The sequence below is a fragment of the Corynebacterium sp. AOP12-C2-36 genome (assembly GCF_052379185.1).
In the GTDB taxonomy this organism is placed as follows: domain Bacteria; phylum Actinomycetota; class Actinomycetes; order Mycobacteriales; family Mycobacteriaceae; genus Corynebacterium.
Genome location: NZ_JBQSYJ010000002.1, coordinates 13,550 through 40,144, shown reverse-complemented (window position 1 = coordinate 40,144; position 26,595 = coordinate 13,550). Strand labels below are relative to the sequence as shown.

The 26,595-nt window shown below is 70.6% G+C and carries 23 protein-coding genes and 1 pseudogene; 14 read left to right on the top strand and 10 right to left on the bottom strand.

All coding sequences use genetic code 11. From position 1 onward, the window contains the following. Positions 1 to 42 precede the first annotated feature (42 nt). Together ACT3UN_RS01550 and ACT3UN_RS01545 are read right to left on the bottom strand one after the other, a co-directional pair. The gene (locus tag ACT3UN_RS01550) at positions 43 to 597 is read right to left on the bottom strand and encodes a TetR/AcrR family transcriptional regulator (protein WP_444656241.1); all 555 of its coding nucleotides are present in this window, start codon (positions 595 to 597) and stop codon (positions 43 to 45) included. Continuing rightward, positions 584 to 2,101, bottom strand: coding sequence for an MFS transporter (locus ACT3UN_RS01545; RefSeq protein WP_441588498.1), 1,518 nt, complete (start codon positions 2,099 to 2,101; stop codon positions 584 to 586). Before ACT3UN_RS01545 ends, ACT3UN_RS01550 begins: the two co-directional genes overlap by 14 nt. 214 nt (positions 2,102 to 2,315) lie before the next feature. Between ACT3UN_RS01545 and ACT3UN_RS01540 the strand changes: the two genes are divergently transcribed. The 10 genes and pseudogenes from ACT3UN_RS01540 (at position 2,316) to ACT3UN_RS01495 (ending at position 14,020) form a co-directional block, all read left to right on the top strand. After that, positions 2,316 to 3,653: a DUF6986 family protein gene (locus ACT3UN_RS01540; RefSeq protein ID WP_444655904.1), complete on the top strand. Its 1,338-nt coding sequence runs from the start codon at positions 2,316 to 2,318 to the stop codon at positions 3,651 to 3,653. Then, the gene (gene allB / locus ACT3UN_RS01535; protein WP_444655902.1) at positions 3,650 to 5,218 is read left to right on the top strand and encodes an allantoinase AllB; all 1,569 of its coding nucleotides are present in this window, start codon (positions 3,650 to 3,652) and stop codon (positions 5,216 to 5,218) included. Before ACT3UN_RS01540 ends, allB begins: the two co-directional genes overlap by 4 nt. Before the next feature lie 17 nt (positions 5,219 to 5,235). Then, on the top strand, positions 5,236 to 6,294 hold the full coding sequence (alc, locus tag ACT3UN_RS01530) for an allantoicase (RefSeq protein ID WP_444655900.1): 1,059 nt from the start codon (positions 5,236 to 5,238) through the stop codon (positions 6,292 to 6,294). Positions 6,295 to 6,437: 143 nt separating this feature from the next. Continuing rightward, on the top strand, positions 6,438 to 7,967 hold the full coding sequence (locus ACT3UN_RS01525) for an NAD(P)-binding domain-containing protein (protein ID WP_441579404.1): 1,530 nt from the start codon (positions 6,438 to 6,440) through the stop codon (positions 7,965 to 7,967). 119 nt (positions 7,968 to 8,086) lie between these two features. Then, positions 8,087 to 8,428 (top strand): annotated as a pseudogene (locus ACT3UN_RS01520) (GtrA family protein); the annotation flags it as partial. Positions 8,429 to 8,512: 84 nt separating this feature from the next. Beyond that, positions 8,513 to 9,403, top strand: a complete 891-nt coding sequence (locus ACT3UN_RS01515; protein ID WP_444655898.1) for a CYTH domain-containing protein — start codon at positions 8,513 to 8,515, stop codon at positions 9,401 to 9,403. Next, positions 9,400 to 10,509: an ABC transporter ATP-binding protein gene (locus ACT3UN_RS01510; protein ID WP_444655896.1), complete on the top strand. Its 1,110-nt coding sequence runs from the start codon at positions 9,400 to 9,402 to the stop codon at positions 10,507 to 10,509. The genes ACT3UN_RS01515 and ACT3UN_RS01510 overlap by 4 nt, the downstream gene beginning before the upstream one ends. Positions 10,510 to 10,518: 9 nt before the next feature. Next, positions 10,519 to 11,592, top strand: a complete 1,074-nt coding sequence (locus tag ACT3UN_RS01505) for an ABC transporter substrate-binding protein (protein ID WP_444655894.1) — start codon at positions 10,519 to 10,521, stop codon at positions 11,590 to 11,592. Then, positions 11,589 to 13,367 (top strand): ABC transporter permease, encoded by a 1,779-nt coding sequence (locus tag ACT3UN_RS01500; RefSeq protein ID WP_444655892.1) that lies wholly within the window; start codon positions 11,589 to 11,591, stop codon positions 13,365 to 13,367. The genes ACT3UN_RS01505 and ACT3UN_RS01500 overlap by 4 nt, the downstream gene beginning before the upstream one ends. Further along, the gene (locus ACT3UN_RS01495; protein ID WP_444655890.1) at positions 13,364 to 14,020 is read left to right on the top strand and encodes a metallophosphoesterase family protein; all 657 of its coding nucleotides are present in this window, start codon (positions 13,364 to 13,366) and stop codon (positions 14,018 to 14,020) included. Before ACT3UN_RS01500 ends, ACT3UN_RS01495 begins: the two co-directional genes overlap by 4 nt. 35 nt (positions 14,021 to 14,055) lie before the next feature. Here ACT3UN_RS01495 and ACT3UN_RS01490 read toward each other — a convergent pair whose 3' ends face one another. From ACT3UN_RS01490 to ACT3UN_RS01480, 3 genes are all read right to left on the bottom strand, one after another. Next, positions 14,056 to 14,931, bottom strand: coding sequence for a helix-turn-helix domain-containing protein (locus ACT3UN_RS01490; protein ID WP_444655888.1), 876 nt, complete (start codon positions 14,929 to 14,931; stop codon positions 14,056 to 14,058). A gap of 9 nt (positions 14,932 to 14,940) precedes the next feature. Next, complete coding sequence (locus ACT3UN_RS01485) at positions 14,941 to 16,290, bottom strand: MFS transporter (protein ID WP_444655886.1); 1,350 nt, start codon at positions 16,288 to 16,290, stop codon at positions 14,941 to 14,943. Positions 16,291 to 16,785: 495 nt separating this feature from the next. Beyond that, entirely contained in the window at positions 16,786 to 17,169 is a 384-nt protein-coding gene (locus tag ACT3UN_RS01480) for a VOC family protein (protein ID WP_444655884.1), read from the bottom strand. 144 nt (positions 17,170 to 17,313) lie between these two features. Here ACT3UN_RS01480 and ACT3UN_RS01475 point away from each other — a divergent pair, with 144 nt between their 5' ends. Together ACT3UN_RS01475 and ACT3UN_RS01470 are read left to right on the top strand one after the other, a co-directional pair. Further along, on the top strand, positions 17,314 to 18,279 hold the full coding sequence (locus ACT3UN_RS01475) for a helix-turn-helix transcriptional regulator (protein WP_444655882.1): 966 nt from the start codon (positions 17,314 to 17,316) through the stop codon (positions 18,277 to 18,279). 33 nt (positions 18,280 to 18,312) lie between these two features. Then, the gene (locus ACT3UN_RS01470) at positions 18,313 to 18,801 is read left to right on the top strand and encodes a glutathione peroxidase (protein WP_301442786.1); all 489 of its coding nucleotides are present in this window, start codon (positions 18,313 to 18,315) and stop codon (positions 18,799 to 18,801) included. Between the two features lie 6 nt (positions 18,802 to 18,807). On the opposite strand, the gene ACT3UN_RS01465 is transcribed toward ACT3UN_RS01470, so the two are convergent. After that, positions 18,808 to 19,875, bottom strand: a complete 1,068-nt coding sequence (locus tag ACT3UN_RS01465; protein ID WP_444655880.1) for an MBL fold metallo-hydrolase — start codon at positions 19,873 to 19,875, stop codon at positions 18,808 to 18,810. Positions 19,876 to 19,950: 75 nt separating this feature from the next. On the opposite strand from ACT3UN_RS01465, the gene ACT3UN_RS01460 reads away from it, so the two are divergent. After that, positions 19,951 to 20,898, top strand: coding sequence for a hypothetical protein (locus tag ACT3UN_RS01460; RefSeq protein ID WP_444655878.1), 948 nt, complete (start codon positions 19,951 to 19,953; stop codon positions 20,896 to 20,898). Between the two features lie 16 nt (positions 20,899 to 20,914). On the opposite strand, the gene guaD is transcribed toward ACT3UN_RS01460, so the two are convergent. The 4 genes from guaD to ACT3UN_RS01440 are packed head-to-tail and all read right to left on the bottom strand — an operon-like array spanning position 20,915 to position 24,554. Then, positions 20,915 to 22,192, bottom strand: coding sequence for a guanine deaminase (gene guaD / locus ACT3UN_RS01455; protein WP_444655876.1), 1,278 nt, complete (start codon positions 22,190 to 22,192; stop codon positions 20,915 to 20,917). 3 nt (positions 22,193 to 22,195) lie between these two features. Beyond that, a complete protein-coding gene (locus ACT3UN_RS01450; RefSeq protein ID WP_444655874.1) occupies positions 22,196 to 23,659 on the bottom strand; it encodes a nucleobase:cation symporter-2 family protein in 1,464 nt (487 codons plus the stop codon). Between the two features lie 8 nt (positions 23,660 to 23,667). Beyond that, positions 23,668 to 23,997 carry a hydroxyisourate hydrolase gene (gene uraH / locus ACT3UN_RS01445; protein WP_444655872.1) on the bottom strand — a complete coding sequence of 110 codons (330 nt, stop codon included), beginning with the start codon at positions 23,995 to 23,997 and terminating at the stop codon, positions 23,668 to 23,670. After that, on the bottom strand, positions 23,994 to 24,554 hold the full coding sequence (locus tag ACT3UN_RS01440) for a 2-oxo-4-hydroxy-4-carboxy-5-ureidoimidazoline decarboxylase (protein ID WP_444655870.1): 561 nt from the start codon (positions 24,552 to 24,554) through the stop codon (positions 23,994 to 23,996). The genes uraH and ACT3UN_RS01440 overlap by 4 nt, the downstream gene beginning before the upstream one ends. Before the next feature lie 453 nt (positions 24,555 to 25,007). Here ACT3UN_RS01440 and ACT3UN_RS01435 point away from each other — a divergent pair, with 453 nt between their 5' ends. Beyond that, entirely contained in the window at positions 25,008 to 26,594 is a 1,587-nt protein-coding gene (locus ACT3UN_RS01435; RefSeq protein ID WP_444655868.1) for an ABC transporter substrate-binding protein, read from the top strand. The last annotated feature ends 1 nt before the right edge of the window (position 26,595 follow it).

Genomic DNA, 26,595 nt, shown 5'->3' with positions numbered 1-26,595 from the left:
AGGGCTCAAGGTGCCGCACTCGCCTTCGCCCCACCGCGCAGCCTACGGGATGAGCTCCAGGATGGCGGCGGTCAGGGCCTTGCGCTGCGCGTCGGTCAGGGCGTCGTCGTGGACGTGGTCGTGCAGCCACAGGCCGTCGGCGAGGATCTGCACCAGGTACGCCGCGCGCGCCAGGGCGGCGTCCTGCTCACCGACACCGTCACCGTCCACCCCGTCCACGGGCGGCAGCCAGCGCCGGTCCACATCGCGCCAGACCTCCGCGAAGTCGCGGTGGGTACGCGAGTCCACCTGCAGCAGCAGGTCGGCGCGGGTCGCCGAGCGGCTCAGCGACAGCACCATCGCCCGCAGCCGGCCGGCCTGCGACACCTCGGACGCCGGGCCGCCGGCGACGGCGACCAGCTCGTCCTCCCACTGTCCGGCGAGGAACCGGTGCACCCCCAGCATCAGCTCGTGGCGGGAGGGGAAATGGTAGATCAGCCCCGACTTCGACATGCCGGACGCCTCGGCGAGGGACTCGTAGGTCACCGCGTCCAGGCCGTCGGACTCGATGATCCCGACGGCGGCGCGCAGGATCACGTCCTTCTTACTCGTGCGCAGAGTACTTCGCCTCCTTCGGGTTTCCACGGAAGCACCAGGCAGTCACCAAGGCGGCGACCACAGCGACGATACCCGCGATCACGAGCACCAGCAGGTAGCCGGTGTCGTAGGCGCTCGACGCCGCCGCACCGAACACCGGGTGGTCGACCCCGTGGTCCACGTCGTCGGCCACCTCGGCCGGGGCGCGCAGCGAGTAGAACATCGGCATCAGGCTACCGAGGATCGCCACGGACAGCAGCGTGCCGAACTCATAGGAGATCGCCTCCACCGAGGACGCCATGCCCGCCTTGCTCTCCGGGGCGGACCCGATGATCGCCGAGGACGACACCGACATCACGCAGCCGGAACCGACACCCACCAGGCCCAGCCCGATGACCGCGGCCCACAGCGGCTGGTCCGGCACGGCCCACACGACCACGGCCACGCCGAGCGCCACCACGGTGAAACCACCGGTGATCAGCGTACGGAAGCCCAGCCGGTGCAGGTTCATGCCGCCGAGGATCGACGCCGGGATCGCCGGGACGGCCGCCGAAGCCACCAGCAGCCCGGCCTCCAGGGGGCTGAAGCCGCCCGAGGTCTGGAAGCGCTGGGTGGTCATCAGCTCGGTGCCGGCCAGCACGAACATGGCGAACATGGCCGCCAGGGTGCCGCCGGCGAACATGCGGTCACGGAAGATGCCGAACTCCAGCAGGGCGGGCATCCCCCGGCGGCGCAGCAGCCCCTGACGGTGCGCGAACAGCACCGCACCCAGGACGCCCACCGCGGCGGAGGCCAGGACGAGTCCGCCGGAGCCCTCGGAGTTCGCCAGCTCCTTGATCGCCATCACGGCGCCGACCATGGTCAGCATCGCCCACACCGAGGACAGCACGTCCCAGTGACGGCTCGGGTCGGCCTGGTTCGCCGGGGCGTACACGGCGGTGGCCACGAGGATCACCACGACCACGGGCACGTTGATCAGGAAGACGGTGCCCCAGTGGAAGTGCTCGAGCAGGAACCCGCCGAGCACCGGGCCGGACGCCGCGCCGACGACCGCGATCGACCCCCAGATGCCGATGGCGGTGTTGCGTTCGCGCACGTCGGTGAAGGTCTGCCGGATCAGGGCGAGTGTGGCGGGCATCATCGTGGCCGCACCGAAGCCGAGGACGGCGCGCGCGGCGATGAGCATCCACGCGCTCGGGGAGAAGGCCGCGAGCAGCGATCCCAGGCCGAAGACGCTGACACCGGTGAGGAACATGACCCGGTGGCCGATCTTGTCGCCCAGGGTGCCGGTGCCGAGCAGCAGCCCGACGAGCACCAGCGGGTAGGCGTTGATGATCCACAGTCCCTGCAGCGCGGTGGTGTGCAGTTCGTCGCGCAGCACCGGCAGGGCCGTGTAGAGGATGGAGTTGTCCGCACCCACGAGGAACAGGCCCAGGCTGATGATGCCCAGGAAGCTCCAGCGCTGGGCGGGTGTGGTGGCCGCGGCGTTCCCGGTGCCGCCGGTGCCGCCGGACGGACGTCCCACCGTCCGTCCCGTCGCCGTGGTCGTGTCGCTCACTTTTCCTTACCTCCTGCGTTTGTTATGTCTGAGACCCGGAACTGTACCGAACGTACGTTACAGTTACAACTCCTGTGAGGCGGCTCACCAGGGACGTTCCCGGTATCCCCGTCAGAGGTCCGGACGATGACGTAACATCCTGTGACGTCCGCACCTCCCCGAGCTAGGAGTACCTGTGCCCGTGCCCGCCGATCCCGACGTCCTGACCGGGATCACCACCCTCGCCGACGACCGCCTCGCCGAGGTCGACCCCCTGGTCACCGGCCCCTGGGCCACCCCGGTCACCTGGCGCCAGCCCGTGCACACCGTCTACGTGCCCGCGCACCTCATCTTCGGTGACGGCACTTCAGGCACTGCCCTGCCGCGGCGCTGGGCGCAGGACGCACTGGACGCCGTCACGGCGCACGGCGGTGCCGCCGCGCTGGCCCGCGACCTCGGTGTCGCCGCCGAGCACGCCGAGACCGTCGGCGAACTGACCCTCGACAAGCTGCACCGCGAACCGGTCGAGGACCTGCGCATCGACTTCGAGGACGGTTTCACCCAGCGAGGCGTCCCGCAGGACGCCCGGGACGCCGACGAGGACGCGCTGGCGGGGCGCGCCGCCGACGTCCTGGCGTCCTGGCTCGGTGGTGGTTCTGATGGTGCCGGCGCACCGGCCTTCGCCGGGATCCGGTTCAAGTCCTTCGACCCCGCCGTGCGTGATCGTGGTCTGCGCACGCTGACCATCGTGCTGCAGGGCCTGGCCCGCGACGGTGTGCTGGCCCGGGTGCTCGAACGCGACCGACGCGCGCTGCGTCTGACCCTGCCGAAGGTGCAGCACCACCGCCAGGTCGAGGTGTTCGTCGAGGTGCTCCAGGCATTGGAGCGCGCCCTCGACGTACCCGAGATCCCCTTCGAGGTGCAGGTCGAGACCCCGCAGGCGATCCTCGCCGCCGACGGTGCCGCCGAACCCGCCCGCCTCATCGCCGCCGGCGCGGGCCGCGTCCTGTCCCTGCACTACGGCACCTACGACTACTCCGCGTCGCTGGGCGTGGACGCCGCCGAGCAGTCCATGGAGCACCCGGTCGCCGACCACGCCAAGGACGTCCTGCAGGTCGCGACCACCGCCGTCGGCGTGGAGCTGTCCGACGGCTCCACCAACCGCATCCCCGTCGGCACCGCCACCGAGATCCTCGAGGGCTGGCGCATCCACCACGACCTGGTGGGACGCCACCTGCGCCGTGGCGTCCGGCAGGGCTGGGACCTGCATGCCAACCAGCTCGTCACCCGCCACCTGACCACCATCGCCTACTTCCGCGCCGACTGGCGGGTCAGCGCGGAACGCCTGCGCGCCTACGTCGCCGGCGACACGAGCCGCTGGATGGACGAACCCGCCACCGCCAAGGCCATGGCCGGCTACCTGGTGCGCGCGCGGGCCTGCGGCGCGGTCACCGACGCCGAACTGGAGGTCACCGGCCTCGACGACACGCAGTTACGTACCCTCCAGGTGAGCGGCCGACTTCAAGGAGTAACCCCATGACCATCATCACCACCATCTACCGCGCCGAGCACGCCGTGGTCCTGCCCGGGGACGATCGCACACCCGTGCAGGCGCCGGCGACCGTGCTGGTCGCCGACGAGAACATCGTCGCCGTGCTCGACGGCCGGGACGCCGAGGTGCCCGGCGAGTACGACTACACCGACGCCACCGTGGTCGACGTCCCCGACGACCAGGTGCTCATCCCCGGCCTCGTGGACACCCACGTGCACGTCAACGAGCCCGGACGCACCGAGTGGGAGGGCTTCGCCTCCGTCACCCGCGCCGCCGCGGCCGGCGGGGTGACCACGCTGCTGGACATGCCGCTGAATTCGGTCCCCTCCACCGTCACCGTGGACGCCCTCGACACCAAGCAGGACGTCGCCGCGCCGAAGACCAAGGTCAACGTGGGCTTCTGGGGCGGGGCGGTGCCGGAGAACATCGGCACCGGCGAACTGCGCGCCCTGTGGGACCGCGGCGTGTTCGGCTTCAAGTGCTTCCTGCTGCACTCCGGCGTCGACGAATTCCAGCCGTTGTCGCCCGCCCAGCTGCACCAGGCGATGACCGAGATCGCCGAGTTCGACGGCCTGCTCATCGTCCACGCCGAGGACGCCGACGAGATCGCCGCCGGTGAGGCGAAGGCGGACGCCGCAGGCGGCATCGACGAGACCTTCGACAGCTTCCTGGCGTCGCGCCCGTCCTCGGCCGAGGCGAAGGCCATCGCCACCGTCATCGAGGCCGCCGAGGCCACCGGCTGCCGAGCGCACATCCTGCACCTGTCGGACTCCGGCTCGATCGACCAGATCGCCGCCGCCCGCGACCGCGGCGTGCGCATCACCGCCGAGACCTGCCCGCACTACCTCGCCCTGTTCTCCGAGGAGATCCAGAACGGCGCGACCCAGTACAAGTGCTGCCCGCCGGTACGCACCGCCGGCAACCGCGAACGCCTGTGGAAGGGCCTGGTGGACGGCGTGATCTCCACCGTCGTCTCCGACCACTCCCCCTGCACCGCCGAACTGAAGAAGTTCGCCCAGGTCGCCGACGCCCAGGCGTCCGCCAACGAGAACAACGAACTCACCGCCTTCTCCGCGCTCGCCGCCACCGGCAACGACCTCGGTGCCGGCGGCGCCGACGGGCGCGGCTCCGGCGGCTCCTTCGGTGAGGCCTGGGGCGGCATCGGCTCCGTCCAGCTGGGCCTGCCGGTCGTGTGGTCCCAGGCGCGCCTGCGCGGACTGGCCCTGGCCGACGTCATCGGCTGGATGTGCCAGGCCCCCGCCGAATGGGCCGGGCTCGCCGACCGCGGCGCGATCCAGGAGGGACGCCGCGCCGACCTGGCCACCGTCAGCGCCGACGACGCCTTCGTCGTCCTGCTCGACGAACTGCACCAGCGCAACAAGGTCACCGCCTACGCCCAGCGCGCCCTGGCCGGCGTGGTCACGCGCACGTGGATCGGCGGAGAGCCGGTCTACGTCCGTCCCGCCACCGCGCACGTCCCGGCGTCCGACCTGCAGGACGACGTGGTCTTCCCCGCCGCCGTGCGCCCCTTCACCCTCCGCCCCACCGCTTAAAGAGAATCAGGATCCCGATGAACGAGCAGCACGATCAGAACGAGCAGCACGACTTCCTCTCCTACCCCGACCTCGCCAGCCGCGCCCTCGCCGGCTCGGTGGTGTGGGCGTCCGACGAGTCCTTCGCCGAGCGTGAGAACCTCATCATGCCGCACGAGCCCGCCTTCGACCCGGACGAGTTCGGCAACAAGGGCAAGGTCTACGACGGGTGGGAGACCCGGCGCCGCCGCCACGACGAGGTGGGCTCCAACGACGCCGCCATCGTGCGCCTCGGCGTCCCCGGCCAGGTCAAGGGTGTCGTCGTCGACACCGCCTGGTTCAAGGGCAACTACCCGCCCCGCTTCGCCGTGCACGGCCTGACCTGCGACGAGTACCTCTCCGGCGAGGAGCTCGCCGCCCTGCCCGACGACCGGTGGTTCACCCTCGTCGCCCCGATGGACGCCGCCGGCGACCACAAGCACCACGTGGAGATCTTCCCCGCCGGCGACGCCGCCGCCAGGCGCGTCACCCACGTGAAGCTGGAGATGATCCCCGACGGCGGCATCGCCCGCCTGCGCGTCCATGGCCAGCCTGCCCCGGACCCCCGCTTCATCACCGGCACCATCGACCTGGCCGCCGTGGAGAACGGCGGGCGCGTCACCGAGTGCACCAACATGTTCTACTCGCACCCCAACCAGATCATCTCCCTGGGACGCGCGCACAACATGGGCGGCGGCTGGGAGAACGCCCGACGCCGCGACGCCGGCAACGACTCCGTCACCGTGCAGCTCGCCGGGGAGGGCCGCGTGCGCTGGATCGAGTTCGACACGTCCTACTTCGTCTTCAACGCCCCCGGCGACGTGAAGCTCACCGGCATCACCGCCGACGGCTCCGAGCTCGAACTCGTCGCCAAGACCCGCGTGCTGCCGGACACCCGCCACCGCTTCGCCGTCTCGGACGCCGCCGAGGGCGCCACCGGGCCCACCCCGATCGTCGCCGTGCGCGCCGACGTGTACCCCGACGGCGGCATCTCCCGCCTGCGCGTGTTGGGCGAGCTCACCGACGAGGGCCAGCTCGACATCGAGAGCCGCTGGTAGACGACCTCTCCTGCGGCGCACCGCGCGCCGCGTCCCCGCCGCCTCCGGTGCGAAACCCGCCCGAAACAGTGCACCCCTACAATTCCCCTTCGGACGGCCGCCTGCCCCCAGGCGCCGATGACGAGAACGGAGCCGAGCTCGCGATGACACGCGTGATCCCCCGCAACGACACCACCCTGCCCGAGCGACACCGCCCGGAGCCCCTGCCCGCCGACGTCGCCCAGGCCAACCTGGACGCCCTCGCCGCGCAGGCCCGCGCCGACATGGCCCTGATCGGCCACAACCACGACTGGGTCCCCGCCCCCGCCGAGGACGCCTACAACGTGCTGGTCATCGGCGGCGGCCAGGCCGGACTCGGCGCCGCGTTCGCCCTGTCGCGCCACCGCATCGGCGGGGTGAAGGTCATCGAGGCCGGTCCCGAGCAGGAGGTCGGCTGCTGGACCCGCTACGCCCGCATGCACACGCTACGCAGCCCGAAGAACATGAAGGGCATCGAGCTCGACATCCCCTCGCTGCACACCGGACGCTGGTTCGAGGCCAAGTACGGCGTGGAGGCCTGGGCCGCCACCGACCTCACCCCGCGTGAGGACTGGAACGAGTACCTCACCTGGTACCGCGGCGTGACCGGCGCGGACGTCGACTTCGGCACCCGCATCACCGGGGTGACCCGGCCGGACGCCGACGGGTGCTTCCACGTCACCGCCACGCAGGACGGGACGCCGGTCGAGTACCGCACCCGACGCATCGTCTTCGCCATGGGTCTCGTCGGTGGCGGCGGAACCTTCCTGCCGCCGCTCGTCGACGCCCTGCCGGAGAACCTGCGCGCCCACACCGAGGACGACATCGACTTCACCGCCCTGCAGGGCAAGCGCGTGATCGTGCTCGGTGGCGGTGCCAGCGGCTTCGACAACGCCTCCGCCGCCCTGGAGGCCGGTGCCGCGAGCGTGGAGATGCACGTGCGCCGCGCGGACATCCCGCGGCAGAACTCGCTGCGCTGGATGGAGTTCCCCGGCATGCAGGAGCACTTCTACGACCTCACCGACGAGCAGAAGTGGGAGTTCTCCCTGTTCAACGGTGGTCTCCCACAGCCGCCGACGCAGCCCTCGGTGTGGCGCGCCTTCTCCCACGACAACTTCCACCTGTCCACCGACACCCGCTGGGCGGACGCCGGGGTCCGCGACGGCGAGGTCGTGGTCACCGACGACAAGGGCACCGAACACGTCGGCGACTACGTGATCTCGGCGACCGGGTACACCGTGGACCTGGGGCTGCGTCCCGAGCTCGGCGAGTTCCTGCCCGACATCGCCCTGTGGTCCGACCGGTTCGGCCCCGCCGAGGACCACCCGCTGGGCCAGTGCCCGTACCTGGGCGACGGCTTCCAGTTCCAGGCGAAGGACGGTGGCGACGGAGCCGGGAACGGCGAATCGTCCTACGTGTCGCGCCTCTTCCACCTGTCCACCGGTGCGCGCGCCTCCCACGGCGTCGCCGGCAACCAGCTGTCCGGCATCTACGCGGGTCTGACACGGATGAGCAGCCGCATCGCCACCGACATCACGAAGGAGAACTGGTCGGACTTCTTCGCCGACTTCACCTCCTTCGAGCACCAGGAGGTCGGCAACGTGGGGCGCCACCGTGAGGGCGAGGTCTGGTTCGCCCAGGCGCCCCGGTACTGACGCGGTACTGACGCGGTAGAACCAGCCTTACCCACCGGACCCCGCGCCACGTGCCGGATCCGGTCGATCCGTGGCACGGGGACTCCGGATCCGGCACGTGACGCGGGGTCGGTGCCGTCGTCGACTTCTCGACCAAGGCCCTGCTCTACGCATTGGGAGTCCCCGAGCCCCTCGCCCGGGCAGGCAGCTACATCGTCGGCAGCACCGTCGCCTACTACCTGAACAGTCACGTCACCTTCAACGGTGAACGCACCCGGGCGGAGAAGACCCGGGCCGCCGCCTCCTACCTTCTGTGCTTCAGCGCGGCGGTGCTCGTGGACCATCTCGTAGGCGTCCTCGCCCCTGAGCTGCCGAACGTGTTCTTCTGGTCCTGGTTCGTGTCCCAGGGTGTGGCCACGGTGCTGAACTTCCTGCTGCAGAACTTCTGGGTGTTCCGCAGGACGTCACCACCCCGGACGTAGTTCTCCAGACGTACCCCGGACCGCCGTGCCACGTTGGCCGTGGATTCACGTCGCGTCCACCTTGCGCTCGTAAAGTTCCCGCGCGTGAACAAGGTAACTTCCTCTCCAGCCCCGTCCCGCGCTCTCGGCATGGCGGGTCTCACCGGTGCGCTCCTCCTCGCGTTCTCCGGCGTCGTGATTCCCCAGGCCAGCGCCGCGCAGCCCGCCACGGTCGACGAGTACCAGGTCAAGCTCCGGCTGGACGACGGCATCCTCGACTCCTCCGGCGAGCTGACCGGTGACGCCGCCGACTACTTCGGGCTCAGCGGCGAGAACGCCTCAGGCGGCTCCGTCGAGCAGAGCATCTACGTGGACACCCCTGGCACGGACTTCGCCGACAAGGGCTGGTCGCTGCGGCTGCGCCACAAGGACGGCGCCGACGGCTACGACCTGACCTACAAGTACCGGGCCCCGCTCGACGACAACTCACTGTCCGCGCAGTCCGTCGACGACGCCCTCGCCGCCGCGAAGGACAACAACTTCGACAGCTCGGACTCGAACTACAGTCCCCAGGTCAACGCCAGCTACACCACCAGCACCCTGGACTTCAGCAACAAGAAGTCCGCCGACTGCCTCACCGACGACTGTGCCATCCCCTCGTCCGACGATGTCGTGGGCCTCCTGGACGACAAGCTCCCCGGGAAGTTCACGACGGCCACCGGCACCGATCTCACCGGCAGCGACGCCACCGCCTCGCAGGTGGTCACCCAGCGCAGCTGGAAGGTCAGCGTCCCCACCGAGGACGGCACCGTCGACGCCGACCTGGAGGTCACCGCGATGTCGGGCGGCTACTTCGTCGAGATCACCTCCGAGACCGACGAAAGGGAAGAGGCCGTCGACATCCGCGACTCCCTCACCTCCGCACTGGACGACCGCGGGATCCTCCGCCACGGCGACGCCTTCAAGACCGGGCTGATCCTCGACGGTGCCCTGTGACGTCCGTCCGTACCGACGTCCGGCACCTGCGCGCGATGCCCGGACCTGAAACCGGCCCTGAGACCGGGCCCGACAACGAGCCCGGCACCCGCGACGACTCCCCCATGGTATCCCTCGAGAACGTGTCCCGACTCTTCGCCGACGGCACGGGGCTGCGTCCCACCGACATCAGCGTCCGGCGTGGCGAGTTCATCAGCGTCCTCGGCCCCTCCGGCTGCGGGAAGTCGACCCTGCTGCGCTGCGTGGCGGGGCTGGAGACACCGCTGACCGGCCGGATCCGCATCAACGAGCGGGACGTCTTCGACGCCACCGGCACCCGGGTTCGCACCCTCTCCCCCTCCCGCCGCGGCCTGTCGATGGTCTTCCAGGACCTCGCCCTGTGGCCGCACATGAGCGTCGCCGACAACGTGGGCTTCCCACTCACCGTGCGCGTCCCCGGCGCGCCCCGGGTCTCCGCCGCGGACCGTCGGGCGCGAGTCGCCGAGGCGCTGGAGACCGTGGGCCTGGCCGCCAAGGCGGACCAGCGTCCCCAGCAGCTCTCCGGTGGCCAGCAGCAACGTGTCGCCATCGCCCGGGCGATCATCAGCCGTCCCTCACTGCTGCTCATGGACGAGCCGCTGTCCGCGTTGGACGCGGTGCTGCGCACCCAGATCCGCCGGGAGATCACCGAGCTCAGCGGGTGTCTCGGGCTGACCGTCCTGTACGTCACGCACGACCAGGAGGAGGCCATGTCGATGGCCGACCGCGTCCTGGTGCTCAACAACGGCGAGGTCGCCCAGTTCGACCGCCCCGCCGAGATCTACGAGAACCCGGCGGACGAGTTCGTCGCCGACTTCGTCGGCACCATGAACCGTCGCGGTGACCTGGCGCTGCGTCCGGAACAGGTCCGCGTCGCCACCGACGCCACCACCGGCACAGACCGCCCCGGAACGCCGCGGATCGAGGCCCGCGTGGAGACCTGCCGCTACGTCGGCGGACGCTACGACCTGCGCTGCGCCGTCGACGGTGCGTCCCGCCCGTGGCTCGTCTACGACGACGTCGAGCACCTCCCCGGTTCCGGCATCAGCCTGCTGACCCCGCCGAACCCGAACACCCACTCCAAGTAAAGGACCCCCGTGAACATCCGCACCTCCGCTCTCCTCCTCTCCGCCACCGTGGGCGTCACCGCGGCGCTCACCGCCTGCGGCTCCGTCGACGACTCCGGCAGCGCGTCCGGAAGCGGTTCCGGCAGCGCCGGGGAGGTCGAGGAGTGGTCGGCCCCCGAGGGGCTCTCCGGTTCGCTGACCTACTACTCCGCGAACCCCCAGGGCCTGACCGACGAGCTCGTCGCCGCATTCGAGGACAGGACGGACGTGGACGTGGACGTCTTCTCCGGCGAGACCGGGAAGATCACCGCGAAGCTCACGGCCGAGGCCGACAACCCGCAGGCCGACCTGGTGTACCTCGCGTCCTGGTCCGCCGCGCTCAAGCAGGCCGACACCGGCGCCTTCGAGCAGTACACCCCGGAGACCGGCGGCGACCTGCGCGAAGGCTGGGCCTCGTCCACCGGCGACTTCACCGGACGCGACGGTTCCGCCCTCGCACTCGTGGTGAACACCGAGGCCCTGGGCGGCGCCGAATCCCCGTCCGACTGGGAGGACCTCACCGACGCCACCTTCAAGGACAAGGTCATCATGCCCGACCCGCGCGAGTCCGGCACCGCCGCCGACCTGGTCACCGCCATGGTCGACAAGTGGGGCGAGGAGGACACCTGGGCCCTCTTCGACAAGCTCTTCGACAACGGCATGGAGGTCCAGGGGGCGAACGGCCCGGCGCTGGACGCCGTCACCTCGGGGTCGAAGGCCGTCGTCTTCGGCGGCGTCGACTACTCCGCCCGCTCGGCCGTGGACAAGGGCGAGCCGCTGGACGTCGTCCTCCCGGCGTCCGGCACCACCGTCACCCCGCGCCCGGTCCTGGTCTCCGACCAGTCCGGCAACAAGGACGCCGCCCAGGCGTTCGTGGACTTCATGTTCTCCCCGGAGGGCCAGGCCATCAGCGCCGACAACCACATGATCCCCGCCGACGCCGACACCGACGCCGCCGACGCGACCGACTACGACTCCACCGAGCTGCTCACCGACGACCTCGACGGTCTCGCCGAGAAGTCCTCCGCGGTCTCGGAGGAGTTCGTCTCCCGGTACCTGTCGTGACCGACCTGCTGCGGCGTCCGGCCGGGCAGGACGCCAGGCAGGACGTTCCGGCGCCGCGTTCCCGCCACCGTCCCCGTCGCTGGACGGTGCCAGCGGGCCCCACCGCCGTCCTGCTCGTCCTGCTGGTCGTCGTCGCCGCCCCGCTGGCGATGGTGCTGCTCACCGCCCTCACCGGCTACGGCGACTCCCCCTCTGCGCTCGGCGATCTCGGCGACGGCGACCTGCCGAGGATCCTCGGCAACACCGTGTGGCTGTCGGTGCTGGTCGTCGTGTTCTCCACCGTCCTCGCCGCACCGCTCGCCTTCCTCACGAGCTGGACGCAGCTGCGTCGGCACCGGTGGATCGACCTGCTGGTGATGGTGCCGTTCATGACCCCGCCCTTCGTCGCCGCGATGGCGTGGATGGACGTCACCCGGCTGGGCGGCGTCGCCGACATGCTCTTCGGCTCCGTCGTCGGCGGCGCGGTCCGCGGCACGGTGAACTCCGTGTGGGGCATGGCCCTGATCATGTCCTGCGAGCTCTTCCCCTTCCTCTACCTGCTGCTGCGGACCTGCCTCGACGCGATCCCCGCGTCCTCGGTGGAGATGGCGTCGGTGACCGGTGCGTCGCGCTGGCGCATCCTCGCCCGGGTCGTACTTCCGCAGGTCGTGGGCCCGTGGTCGCTGGGCGCCCTGATCCTCTTCGTCCGTGCGGCGGGCGAGTTCGGCACCCCGGTCACCCTCGGCAACGCCATCGGCTACCCGGTCCTCGTGTCCCGTATCCACCGGGACGTGACGATCGACCCGCTCGACTTCTCCTCCGCCTCCGTCGGCGCGGCGCTGCTGTTCACCCTGGGTATCAGCGTGTGGTGCGTCCAGCAGTGGTTCTCCCGCGACGCACGCGCCGACGGCCGGACGGGACGTCCCGTCTCCCTGTCGCTGCGTGGCAGCGTCCTGGCCCTGGGGTGGTCGTGGATCGGGGTCGTGGCGCTCGTGTCGGTGGTCGTACCGTACGTGTCGATCATCCTCGGCGCCACGACGATCCTGCGCTCCAGGCCACCGACCCCGGACAACCTCACCCTGGACTACTTCGCCATCGTGCTGTCCAGCGACCAGGCGCGGGAGGCGCTGACGACGTCCGCGCTCCTCGGCGCGGTCGGCGCCACGTCCGCCGTCCTGCTGGCCCTCGCCGTCACGCTGGTGACGGCCCTGCGCGGGACGCCGACAGGCACGCAGGACGCCACGTCCGGCCGGCTGCGGTCGCGGGTGACGGACTTCCTCGCCGTCTCCCCGGAGACGGTGCCGGCCATCGTGCTGGCCATCGGGTTCATCTTCCTGTGGAACGCCCGGTGGCTGCCGTGGACGCCGTACAACACCCCCTGGATCCTGGTGCTGGGCTACACCGCGCTGTTCCTGCCGATGGCGGTGCAGAACATCAAGACCTCCGCCCAGGCGGTCTCCCCCGCCGTCTTCGAGGCGGCGACGGTGGCCGGGGCGTCCTCCTGGCTGTCCTTCCGGCGCATCACCGTGCCACTGCTCGTCCCGGGGCTCGTGGCCGGGTGGCTGCTCGCCTTCCTCACCGGGATCCGGGAGCTGGTCATGGCCTCGCTGATCCGGCCGAGTGACATGACGCTGCTGTCGCCCTGGATCATGGGCCAGTTCGACCAGGGCCACCGCACCGAGGCCATGGCGATGACGCTGATCGGCGTGTTCAGCTCCACCGTCGTCCTGCTGGTCGTGCAGACCTGGCTGGCCCGACGCACCACGCCGCGTCCCTCCGGGGAGGCTGCCTCGTGATCGTCGCGACCCTGGCCGACCTGCACCTGGGGCTTCCCACCGCCCCCGGACTCCCGTGGGCACTCTCGGAGCTCTCGGAGCTCTCATCGCTGCAGGACGCCGAGCGCGGCGGCGCGGACCTCCTGGTCTTCGCCGGGGACCTCGTGGACCGCGGCTACGCCACCGACGAGGTCGTGGCCGACGCCGAGACGTTCCTGCGCGCCGCCGTCGCCACCGGAGTCCCCGTCCTGGTGACCTGGGGGAACCACGACGTCGCCGCCGACCTTCCCCGACGCCTGCCCCACATCGACGGGCTCACCGTCGCCCCCGCCGAGGGGCCGTCCGAGATGCGTGTCGGCGGGCTGACCGTGCACACGGTCTCCGTCGCCGACGACCCCGACCCGCGGCGGATCGTCGAGTGCTTCCCCATCGCCGGGGGCGGCGGCAGCGGCGCGGACGGCGCAGACGGCGAGGTGCACCTGGGAGTACTGCACACCAGCCTCACCGGGGAGTTCAGCCGCAAACCGTGCCTGCCGACCACCCTCGCCGAACTGCAGTCACGCCGCTACGACCGGTGGGTCCTGGCCCACGTCCACCGGCCGCGCATGGTCTCCGACTCCGTCGGCTGGGTGGGGATGGGACGCGTCGAGGTCCTGGAGCTCGGCCCAGGGTAAGCCGTCTGGTCGGTGGCGCGGGGTCGGCCCCGTGGTCACCGCCCATCAGGTGCCGAGCGCGCCTCAACCCACTCGGCGACGAGCCCGTCGCCGGGGCAGGACGCCACCACCGCATCGACGATCCCGGGATCCGGGCGCCCTGCGTTCATCGAGCGATGCAGGACGGAGAAGGCGACGTCCCGCGCCGTTCGCCGGGCGTGCACCGCCGGCAGAGGCGTCCCGTCCTCCGCGGAGCCTCCGTCATCCCAGGTCAGCAGGAGTCGCGTCGTCTCCGTGATGGAGGCCGGCGACACCCGGGCCACCGCTCCGCGGGCGGCGATCGGCATCTCCGCGAGGAGGAGAACTGCCACCACCGTCTCCATCGCCGTACGCCGGAAGATCCCCGGGGCGTCCTGCGTCCACGTCAGGGTCGCGACCAGCGTGTCCACCGTCCGGGCGGTCGGGTCTGCTGCGACATGGGCCAGCGCGTCCAGCAGTTCGACGATCTCCAGGGCCGCCGGTGTCGTCGCCGTGAGCGGATCAACCTGCAGGTCATCGACAACAGGTCGTGGGTCTCCCTCCGTCCACGGGTCGGCGGTGTCCAGTGCCAGTCGCGCCCGTGAGATCCAGGCGGGCATCGGCGAGGTGGCGTCACACGGTGATGATCCGAAGGCGACCGTCACCAGGGCGTCGAAGCCGTCCGGGGATTCCGCGAGGCGGGAGTCGAAGCCCCGGCCGGTGAGGACGCTGACACCCAGGCCCAGCCGTTCAGCCAGGTCAGCGATGATATCGGCGGGCGGGACGCTCTGGCCGTCCTCCCAGCGCGACACCGCGCTCGTCGAGCAGATCCCGGACGCCAGCCCCGCCTGTGACACCCCGCGGTCGGTACGGGCGTGCCGCAGTCGACGTCCGAACATCACCGCGTCATCCATGCGCCCAGATTACGGTGTCGGTACCCCTCCCGTCCGCCGTCTCACCACGAGCACGGTGGCTCCGGACGCCCCGAGTACTGCGACGACCGCCACCGCCACGCCGAGCCCGACCGCCGAGCCCGACCACACCCCGACGAGAGCAGTGCCGAGCGCCCCGCCGAGCTGCAGCATCAGCCTGGAGTGCGCGCCGACCGCCGGCGCCTGATCGTCCGTGACCACCTCGTACGCGGCAGAGAGCGCCAGCAACGTGCAGGCCCCGAGACCCAGCCCACGAACGAGGGAACAACTCACGGCCACGCCGAACGCCGCAGCGTCCCAGGTGGTGATCGCCTGGACCCCCACCGTCCCCGCCGCCGCAACCAGCAGCCCGACGGCGATGACGCCGAAGGCGTTGGCCGACTTCCACGGCCCCCTGATCAGGCTCCGCACCACCCAGGCACCGAGGCCCTGCACGCCGAGGAGCACCCCGGCCATCCAGGCAGGTTGACCGAGATCGCCCTGCACGTGCAGGGACGTGGACAGCAACGTCCCGTAGAACACCGCCCCCACAACCAGGCAGAGCCCCATCACCGTGGCGAAGGAGGCACGACGGTACAACGACACGTCCAGCAACGGCGTCCCCGCGCGCAGGTCCAGGACGCAGAACACCGCGATGAGAGCGACGGCGAGGCAGGACGCCGCGACGACGCCCCACGTCGGCAGGGTCGGCGCGCTGCTCACGACCCACAACAACCCGACCATCCCGAGAAGCGCCGGCACCGCCTGGGCCGCCTGGGCGATCCCCAGCCGGGTCCGGATGCCCCGGGTGCGCGGCAGGACGCTCACCGCGATGAGCGCGGCCGCCGCGGCGACCGGCACGTTGACGAGGAACAGGACGCGCCAGCCGACGGCGTCCACCAGGACGCCGCCGAGCAGCGGCCCGAGCGCCGGTGCGACGACGGCGGGGAGACCCAGCGTCGCCAACGCGGCCCGCATCCCCTGGCGTCCGACGATCTCCGCGGTGAGCTGCTGGACGGCCGGCATGATGAACCCACAGGCCGCGCCCTGCACGACGCGGGCCGCGACGAAGAAGGGGAGACTCGTCGCGAATCCGACGAGTGCGGAGGCGACCGCGAACCCGGCCACCGCGACGAACCAGACCTGCCGTGAGCCGAAGCGTCGTAGACAGGTCGTCGACAAGATGATGCCGCCCGTCGCAGCGAGCATGTAGCCGGAGATGCCGAGCTGCACGGAGTTCTCAGGCACCCCGAGGGATGAGCTGATGGACGGGAGGAGGACGTTGACCAGGCTCGAATCGATCAACGGAAGGATCGAGGCCAGGAGCATCACCACGGTGGTGCCGGTGGAGAGCCCGGGCACCGCGTCACTCCGTGGGTTCTGAGGGGTCGTCGCAGACACAGTGTCACTCCGGATTCCGATTCAGGGACGAGGAAGCGGAAGCGGTGTCCGCACCCGTCGGGGCAGTTTCTGCACCCATGACATCCCCGCCCGGCACAGACCGGCAACCGATGATTCCCCGGACATCGATGCCGTGCGGACGCCCTGGCCACGCTCATTTCTCAGAGTCCGTTGAGGAACGTTGTGATCCTCGTGCCCCCGCGCCGCGTGCACGATTCGGTCGATCCGTGGCACGGGGACCCCGGATCCGGCACGCGGCGCGGGGTCGACCCCGTCAGCACCGTCACCTACGTTCTGCGCTTCACCGCCGCCGTCGTCGTCGACCTGGTCATCCGCCACGCAGTGCCGGGCTATACGGCGTGTTCTTTCGGTCCTGGTTCCTGTCCCAGGGTGTGACCACGGTGCTGAACTTCCTGCTGCAGAACTTCTGGGTGTTCCGGGACGGTCCACCTCTCATCAGTCCACCGGAGCGACCCGAATAAGGTTCCCGTCCGGGTCTGCCGCGACGAATGTCCGCCCGAAAACATCATCGTAGGGCTCCTTGACCATCTGGACCCCACGGTCACGCCAGTCGACGAAACGTGCGTCAATCTCGGCTGCGCTACCCAGCGACAGACAGAGTTCGCTGGTGCGAGGCAGTGCCGATTCCGAAGGCAAGGTGCTTCCGTAGACATCGGATCCGCTCCACACAGCAAGCTGAACGCCTGGGGACAACTCGAAGGCGATGAACCGCGGCGAGTCGAATACCGGGGTCGTGCCGAGGAGGTCTCCGTAGAACTTCGCCGATGCCTGGGCATCCCGGACATAGACAATGAAGGTGTAGGGGTTGGGCTCTGACATTGTGGCTTCCTTTCGGTCGTAGTTGACGAGGCATCAGTTCACTTCGCCTCCGAAACCCAGCATGAACGGATACCATGACAGAATATGTCAGGTTTCGTCCCGGCACCCGATACAGTCCACGACCACCCTGCGGAAGGATGAGTAGTGTCCCGCCCCCAACGGCTGTTCGACCTGATCAGCATCCTCAAGTCGACAGGAAACAACACCGTGGCTCGCCTTGCCGATGACCTCGGCGTCTCGCCCCGGACGATCCACCGGGATCTCGTCACGCTCCAGGACGTAGGTGCGCCGATCGTCACCGAGCCAGGACGGTACGGCGGGGTCACCCTCCTCCCCGGCGGTCGGTTCCCGGTCTCCGGTCTCTCCACTAGGGAGAAGGACCTCCTCCGGGTTACCGGACTCGATGTCGACCGTGCAGCAGAACTTGGGGTGGCTGCACTGACGGCCACGGCACTCGGAAAACTGGGGACGGCCCGCACCCGAGACCGCCTCGGCCCCCTGTCCTTGTCCGAGGTAGTCACCATCGACAATCACCCGTGGTTCACGGAACGTCCAGACCACGGCGATGTCTCGGCTCTCGCGGATGATGTCCGCAAAGCCCGACGACTGTCCATCGTGTACCGCCGAAGCGGTGAACACACCTCGGAGAATCGCATCGTGGACCCCTACGGGCTACTCGGCAGAGGTGGCCGTTGGTACCTCGTGGCTGACCGCAACAGCTTTCCCCGCCTCTACACCACGAGCAGGCTCGAGTCTTGGGCCGTCCTCGATGAACCACGGCGGCTACGCCCCGGGCAGACTCTCGATTCGGTGGTGACGGACATGTCAGAGGCGCTGGAACAACCCAGGGAGCAGATCATCGTCACCGCCGACCTCGAGCGAAGCCGACTGGACATCCCCCGCAGAATCCTGGGGTCGAGGTTGACCGAGGTGACCGAGCCGGACAACTCCGGCAATGGCAGTGTTCGGATCTCGGTCGCGTACTCCGAGGTCGGCGGCGTCCGCCAGCTACTGCAGTTCGGGAGCGCCGTCCAGGTCATCGAGCCTCCCGAAGCCCGGGCACTGGTGGTGGCGCAGGCAAAGGCGCTGCTCGACCGTCACAGTGGGTGACGGCGTCCTACCGCCGGCAGTACCCTCGCGGACATGGCTTCCACGAACATCAAGACCATCCCCGTCCGCGCCCTCGACGGCGGCGAGCTCGACCTCGCCGCGTTCGACGGCCCGCTGCTCGTCGTCAACGTGGCGTCCAAGTGCGGGCTGACCCCGCAGTACACCGCCCTGGAGAAGCTCGCGCAGGACTACCGGGACCGCGGACTGACCGTCGTCGGTGCGCCGTGCAACCAGTTCATGGGCCAGGAGCCGGGCAGCGCCGAGGAGATCGCGGAGTTCTGCTCGGCGACGTACGGTGTCACCTTCCCGATGACCGAGAAGCTCGACGTCAACGGGCCGGACGCCCACCCGCTCTTCGCCGAGCTCACCACGACCCCCGACGCCGACGGGAAGGCCGGCGACGTCGAGTGGAACTTCGAGAAGTTCCTCGTCGGCAAGGACGGCGCGGTGCTCGCCCGCTTCCGCCCCGCCACCGTGCCGGACGCCCCCGAGGTCGTCGCCGCCGTCGAGGCGGCGCTGTAGGAGCAGCTACGCCTTCTCCAGCACCAGGTCGCGGTACATCATCGTCTGCCGGATGGCCGACCACACCATCGGCGAGTCCGCCAGCGAGTCCCAGCCGCCGCTCCAGGTGAGCCGTCCCGCCAGACGCCACACGCTGATGCCCGGGTTCCACTCGAGCACACGCGACACCTCCTCGGCACGTTCCATGACGTGCGCGGTGGTCTCCGCGCGCCTTTCGGCCAACCCGGTGAAGCAGAACCCGTGCCCGGGGATCACGGTGTAGTCGTCGAACTCCGCCAGGCGTTCCACGGACGCCAGGTAGTCCTTCACCGGGTTGCCGCCCAGCGAGCCCACCCCCAGGCCGATGCCGGGGAAGATCTCGGGCAGCACCTGGTCGGCGGCGATCAGCAGTCCGCGGGCGTCGTCGGCGAAGCACAGGTGCCCTGGGGTGTGCCCGGGTGTGAGCACCGCCCGCCAGCCCAGTTCCCCGGTCACCCCGTGGTCGGGCAGCAGGTCACCGTCCTGCAGCAGGACGTCCGGACGCTGCCGCGGGATGAACGGCGGCAGCCGCCGCTCCTTCTCCGAGAAGGGGAACTTCTCCAGCAGGCCGTCCGGCGCGCCGACCGCGTGGTGCTCGACGGCGTAGTCGTCCTGCGAGGTGCCGGTGCGTGCGGCGTCGACGCTGCGCTGCTCCACCGCGCCGAGGTGGTAGCGCGCGCCGGTGGCGCCCAGCATCTCCGCGGCCGCGCCGACGTGGTCGGGGTGCGCGTGCGTGACGACGACGTCGGTGACGTCCTCGAGACGTCGGCCGTGCTCGCGCAGGAACGCGTCCAGCGGGCGCAGGACGTTCGCCGCGGCGTCCTGCGCCTTGCCACCGGCCCACCCCGGGTCGACGACGGTGACGCCGCCGTCGCCGAGGTGGACGGTGGACAGCACGCTGTTCATCACGCCCGCGCCCGGCATCGGCACCGCGCGTACCCACAGTTCCCCGTCGACGGTGCTCACGCGCACCGGCGAGGGGACCTTGCCGGCCGTCGCGGCCTGGTGCTGGGCGCGGAAGACGGGGGTGATGCGGCTGTCTGAACGTGTCGCCATGTGCAGTCAGCGTACCCGCACCGCAGCCGGGCTGAACCGTCCGGCCGTCCGCCCGGGACGGTTAGGCTTGGTGGTGTGAGCAGACAACCCACGCAGAGACGGCACGGATGGTGGACCCGAGGGGCCACCGCCGTGGCGTTCGCGGCCGTCGGCGTCGGGGTCACGGTCGGGGTCGCGTTCGGGATCGTCGCCCCCGCCCTGCCGCGTGACCGGGGCGACGGTTCGGACACCGCCACCTGCCCGCCGCAGGTCAGCGAGTTCCGCCACGACGGCAGGAGCAGCCAGGTCTACACCTTCGACTGCGCAGGCGGCAGCACCAGCCCAGGTGCCGGCAGCAGCGGCAGCTCAGGCAGTAGCGGCAGTAGCGGCAGTAGCGGCAGCAGCACCGGCGGCAGCACGCCCCCGAAGGGCGTGCTGATCCACCTGCACGGCGACGGTGCCAACGAGTTCGACCGCGGCACGGACGCCGAACCGACCCTGGCTGAACTCGCCCGGGTCGCCGCCGCCCGCAACATGGTCCTCATCGCACCGCGCACCCCCGACCATCGTCGTGGGTCGACCTGGTGGCGCCGGCTCGACAGCAACACCGACTGGCTCAGTGCGCTGGTGGCGGACCGGGTGAGGGACGATCCCGGCCTGGACACGGGCAACATCTGGTGGTCCGGCTACTCCGGCGGCGCCGAGATGATCAGCTACGGGATCCTGTGCCGCACCCGCGGGCTCGTCACCGGAGGTGCGCTGATGATGGCCGGCGGCGGCGCCCCCGACGAGGTGGACGCGCCCGACGGGCCGTCCTCCGGCGTCCGTGACGTACCGCTGCGGTGGTCCGTCGGCGACCTCGACGACGGCACCCGCGGGTACGACCGGTTCGACGCCCTCACCGCCGCCCGGGAGGGTGCAGCCTGGTACCGCGGCCACGGTGCGTCGGACGTGACACTCGAGGTCCTCCCCGGTGTCGCTCACCTGGACTTCCACCAGGCCGAGACCCTCAACCGCGTATTCGACTCGGCGTTGCCGTCCTGACCGGCGCCGACCCCCCTCACACCCCGGCGACGACGGTGCGGACCACGGCGCGCTCGTCGCCGAGCACCATCGTGGCGAAGAGCAGTTCGTCGGTGGTGGTGGCCGCCTCGGCGCGTCGGCGCAGGACGTCGGAGTTGGCGCCCGCGCAGGGGTCGAGGACGACCAGGTCGGCGTCCTTCCCGGTCTCCAGGGACCCCACGGACGCCTCCACGCCCAGGGCCTCCGCCCCGCCCAGCGTGGCCAGTCGCAGCAGCGCGGCGACGTCCAGCGGGGCGTCCAGCATGCGCGACGCGGTATAGGCAGAACCCAGCGTGACCAGCGGCGACAGGCTGGTCCCCGCGCCGACGTCGGAGCCCAGCCCCACGCGCAGGCCCTCGAAGGACTGCGCCCGGGTCACGCCGAACATGCCCGAGCCGAGGAAGAAGTTCGACGTGGGGCAGTGCGCCACGGAGGCCTGCGCCTGCCCCAGCCGGGTGAGTTCGCGGTCGCCCAGGTGTACGCCGTGGCCGAACACGGCACGCCGGCGCACCAGCCCGGCCCGGTCGTAGACGTCGGTGTAGTCGAGCGTGTCGGGGAACAGGGAGCGCACCCAGCCGATCTCGCCGGTGTTCTCCGACAGGTGGGTCTGCACCACCACGTCCGGGTGGGACGCGGCGAGTTCGCCGAGCGCGGCGAGCTGCGCGTCCGAGGACGTCGGCGCGAACCGCGGGGTGATGGCGTACTCGAGGCGTCCCACGCCGTGCCAGCGCTCCAGCAGTGCCGCGCTGTCCGCCACGGCGGAGTCGGGGGTGTCGAGCAGGCCGTCGGGGGCGTTGCGGTCCATGCAGACCTTGCCGGTGATGACGCGCAGGTTCCTGCGCCGCGCGTGACGGAACAGCGCCTCCGCGCTGCCCGGGTGCACGGTGGCGTACACGCAGGCGGTGGTCACCCCGTTGTCGACGAGCTGGTCGGTGAAGAAGTCCGCGACGGCGTCGGCGTGGGCGTCGTCGGCGAACCGGGCCTCGGCCGGGAAGGTGTAGTTGTCGAGCCACCCGAGCAGCTGCAGTCCCGGCGAGGCGATCATGCCGACCTGCGGGAAGTGCACGTGGGCGTCGACGAAACCGGGGACGAGCAGGGCGTCGCCGTGGTCCTCGACGAGCGCGCCGCGGTGACGCGGCAGGACGTCGCGGGCCGCGCCGACGTCGAGGATGCGTCCGCCCGCGTGGGCGACCGCGCCGGACGCGACGTCTAGCGTGGTGCCGTCCGCCGTCGGCGTCACGACGTGGCCGAGCACGACGGTGGGGCGCGCGTTCACCGCTCAGACCTCGCTGGACGAGGCGGGCGCGGGCACCGCGCGCAGACCGGACGGCGCGGCCGGGGCGTCCTGCAGTTCGTCCTGCAGTTCCTCCTCGAGCGTGTCCTCGGCGAGATGGCCGCCGCCCTCCCGGTTGAGCAGCAGGTTCAGCAGGATCACCGACACCGCGCCCACCGTGATGCCGCTGTCCAGGATCATCTCCAGGCTGTCCGGCAGGTTGGCGTAGAGGCCGTCGAACACGGCCGGCAGCATCGCCAGCGCCACGGAGACGCCCACGATCAGCGCGCGCGTCTCCGTCCACGTCACCGTGGCCAGCGTCCTGATGCCGGACGCCGCGACCATGCCGAACAACGCCACGCCCGCGCCGCCGAGCACCGGCGACGGGATGCCCGTGGCGATCTCGCCGACCTTCGGCAGCAGGCCCAGCACGATGAGGATCAGGCCCGCGGCGGTGACCACGTACCGGCTCGCCACCCGCGACAACGACACCAACCCGACGTTCTGCGCGAACGCGGAGTACGGGAAGGTGTTGAAGACGCCGCCGAGCAGCGTCGCCAGACCGTCGGCGCGCAGGCCGTCGGCGAGGCTGCGCGGTGTGGCGCGGCGTCCGGTGATGTCGCCGACGGCGACGATGTCACCGCTGGTCTCCGTCATGATCACCAGGCCGACGAGCAGCATCGTGAGGATCGAGGCGATGTCGAACGTCGGGGTGCCGAACTGGAACGGCATGGGCACACCCACCCAGTCGGCCTCGCCCACCACCGAGAAGTCACTGGCGCCGACGAACACGCCCGCGACCGTGCCGACCACGATGCCGCCGAGCACCGCCATCGACTTCCACGCCGCCGGGGCGAAACGGTGGATGCACACCACCACGACCAGCGTGCCCAGGGCCAGCAGGAAGTTCTGCCCCGTACCCTGCTCGCTCGCCGGACCGTTCTGGTTGAACAGCCACCCCGCCGCCACCGACAGCAGGGACAGCCCCACCACCGTGATCACCGTGCCGATGACCAGCGGCGGGAAGTACCGCACCACCTTGGCGAAGAACGGTGCGATGAGCATCATCAGCACACCCGTGGCGATGACCGACCCGTAGATCGCGGTGATGCCGTGCTCGGACCCGATGGAGATCATCGGGGCGACCGACACGAACGACACACCCTGGATCAACGGCAGCCTCGACCCGAAGCACCAGAAACCCAGCGACTGGATCACCGAGGCGATGCCGGCGACGAAGAGGTCGGCGACGATGAGGTGGTGCATGTGCTCCGCCTCGAACTCGCCGGCGGCGACGAGTGCACCACCGACGATCAGCGGCACGGCGATCGCCCCGGCGTACATCGCCAGGACGTGCTGCAGGCCCAGGATGAACGTGCGCGCCAGCGGTGGTTTCTGGTCGACCGGGTGTGTGCCGTCCGGGGCGACCGCGCCGATGGTTCCGGGGATGTACTCGTCGGTGGTGCTCATCTAACGCCTCAACTCCCCTGGTAGGTCGAGTAGCCGAACGGCGACAGCAGCAGCGGGACGTGCAGGTGCCCGTCCGCCCCGCCGCGCTGTGCGGTGACGTGGAAGGTGATGTCCACGAAGGGGTACAACGAGGCGGTCTGCGAGGCGTCCAGGTAGGCGCCGGTCTCGAAACGCAGGCGGTAGGTGCCCGGCTCCAGCGGGGTGGTGAACCGGTGACGGCCGTCGGCGTCGGTCGCGCCCGACTCCACCGGTGCGCCCTGGTCGGTGACCAGGGCGATGTCCAGGCTCGCGGCGGGCAGACCGGTCGTGGTGTTCAGGACGTGGGTGGACAGGCTCATGCCTGGGCCTCCTTCGTGTTCTCGGAATCTGCTTCGGTGACGAAGCCGCGCAGGCGCAGCTGGTTGATGGCGTCGAGGTTGTCGACCACGGTCGGCCACTCGTCCTGCGGCTCCCGGGCCAGGCGCTCGACGAGGTTGTCGAGGATCTGGCGGCTGTCGCGTCCGGCGGCGCGGATGAGGAAGTTCCAGCCGAACTTCTCCCGGTAGGTGGGCTGCAGGTTGCGCAGCGCCTGGAGTTCGCTGTCGCCGTCCTGCGCCCCGTCCTGCGCGGTGGCCTGTTCGGCGGCGGACAGGCTGCCGGCGGCGACGGTGCCGCCGATCGGCGGGTGGGCGTTGACGGACTCCAGGACGCCCGCGTCGTCCTGCGCGCGCAGCAGGTCGGACGCCGCCGCGCAGAGCGCGTCGACGGAGGCGAACGGGCGCGCGTCGACGACGGACGCGGCGAGCGTCCTGCTGGCGAACAGTTCCGCCACCCGGTCGACGAGGGCGGCGGCGGGTGCCGCGTTGAAGACCTCGGGCGTGACGGTGGCCGGTATAGGTGTCACTGATGTTGTCATAGGTAACAGTGTCGACGTTTTCTGTTTCTCGCGGGTTAAACCGCAATTTCCCAGTCGAGAACTTCCCTGCGACCACCCCCGCCGGACGCCGACGCCGCCGCTGAGCGCACCTGTGCGCGCCACCCCCGCGCGGCGTCCTGCTTCGGGCTGCTTCCGGGCCGACCGCCGGGCCCCGGGGGACCACGTTGGACCTGGTACCCCTACGGGTTCGGGGAGAGGGGCGGAAATCGAGCGTGGGATGTCCGAACCCGGGGATTCAAACATCCCACGCTCGATTTCCGGCCCTCGTCGTCTGCACACGCCGCCGCGACGGCGGGCCCGATCGGCTCACCGGGAATGGAACGGTGTGAACCCACCTAGACAGCATGGTCTACTTCTGGCTCAGCACACCCCTCCCGCAGGCCCCGCCTGCAACCGATCCGCTCTGACCGGAATGAAATGAGGCCACCCGCCGTGACCCGCCACTCCCCCGTCCTGACGCTCCTCACCGGCGTCACCGTCCTCGCCGTGCTCGCCGGCTGCACCTCCGCGGTCGGCGAACGCCTCGCCGCGGCCGACGGCGAACCCGTCGACGGCGGCACCGCCCGCGTCGGCACGCCCAACGACCTCAGCCCGAAGACGCTGTACTCCGGCGGCGGCATCGCCGAACTCACCGTGACCGGCAACGTCTTCGAGACCCTCACCAAGTACGACGCCAAGGGGGAGGACGACGACGGTGACCTCGAGCCGCAGCCCGTCCTCGCCGAGTCCTGGGACGTCAGCGACGACGGCACGGACGTGACCGTGCACCTGCGCGACGACGTCACCTTCCACAACGGCGCCGACCTGGACTCCGGCGACGTCAAGGCCAGTTTCGAGAACTACTCCGACCCGGCGCGCTCCGGACAGCTCGCCCGCACCGCCCAGCAGATCGAGCGCATCGACACCCCCGACCCCCTCACCGTGGACTTCACGTTCGCCCGGGCGGTGAACAACGTCTTCGACCTCTTCGAGTTCGTGCCGGTCATCGAGGACTCCACGGTCGACGCCTTCAACGACGGCACCGCCTTCGTCGGCACCGGCCCCTTCAGCTTCGACGACTGGCAGCGCGGCAGCCACCTCAGCCTCGGCGCCTACGAGGGATACCGCACCGGCACGCCCGCGATCGACGGCATCGAGGTCGTGGTCGTCCCCGACAGCCAGACGCAATTCGCCCAGCTGCGCTCCGGGCAGCTCGACGTCCTGCCCGCCGTCGAACCCCGCGACGCCGAGGCCCTGGAGGACAACGACCTCTTCGACGTCACCGAGAAGTCCGGCACCGGGGCCACCTACTACACGGGCATGAACGTGCAGGCCCCGACCTTCCGCGACCGGCGTGTGCGCCAGGCCGTGGCCTACGCCGTGGACCGTGACCGCATCCTCGACGAGGTCTACCAGGGCCGCGGCTACACCCAGTCGTTGCCGTGGCCCGCCGACTCCGCCGCCTACGACGAGGAACGCAACGACACCTACCAGCGCGACCTCGACCGTGCCCGCGAGCTCGTCGGGCAGGTCGAGGAGGAGGACGGCCCGCTGCCGGACGCGACCCTGTCCTACCGCGGGGCGGACCCCACCGAGCAGAACACCGCCCAGATCATCCGCGCCGACCTCGCCGAGATCGGCGTCACCGTGGACCTGCAGCCCCTGGAGGCCGGCGTGCACGGCGAGAAGCTGCGCAACGCCGGCTTCGACGGCATGTGGCTGCTCAGCCACGACTTCGTGCAGTACACCCCGGCCACCCTGACCGTGAGCGCCTTCCCCTTCAACTCCGAGCACAACACCTCCAACTTCCGCAGCGACGCCTACTCCGCCGCGGCCGCCGACGCCTGGCTCGCCGGCGACCCGTCCTCCCCCGCGGCGCAGGCCGCCTACCGCCGGCTCAACGACATCCTGCTCGACGAGGCCTTCCTCGTCGAACTCATCCGGCCCGACGCCCCGCTGGTCACCGCCTCCAACCTCAAGGGCGTGACCTGGACCAAACGCTCCGAACCCGTCTTCGCCCACGCCACCTTCACCTCCTGAC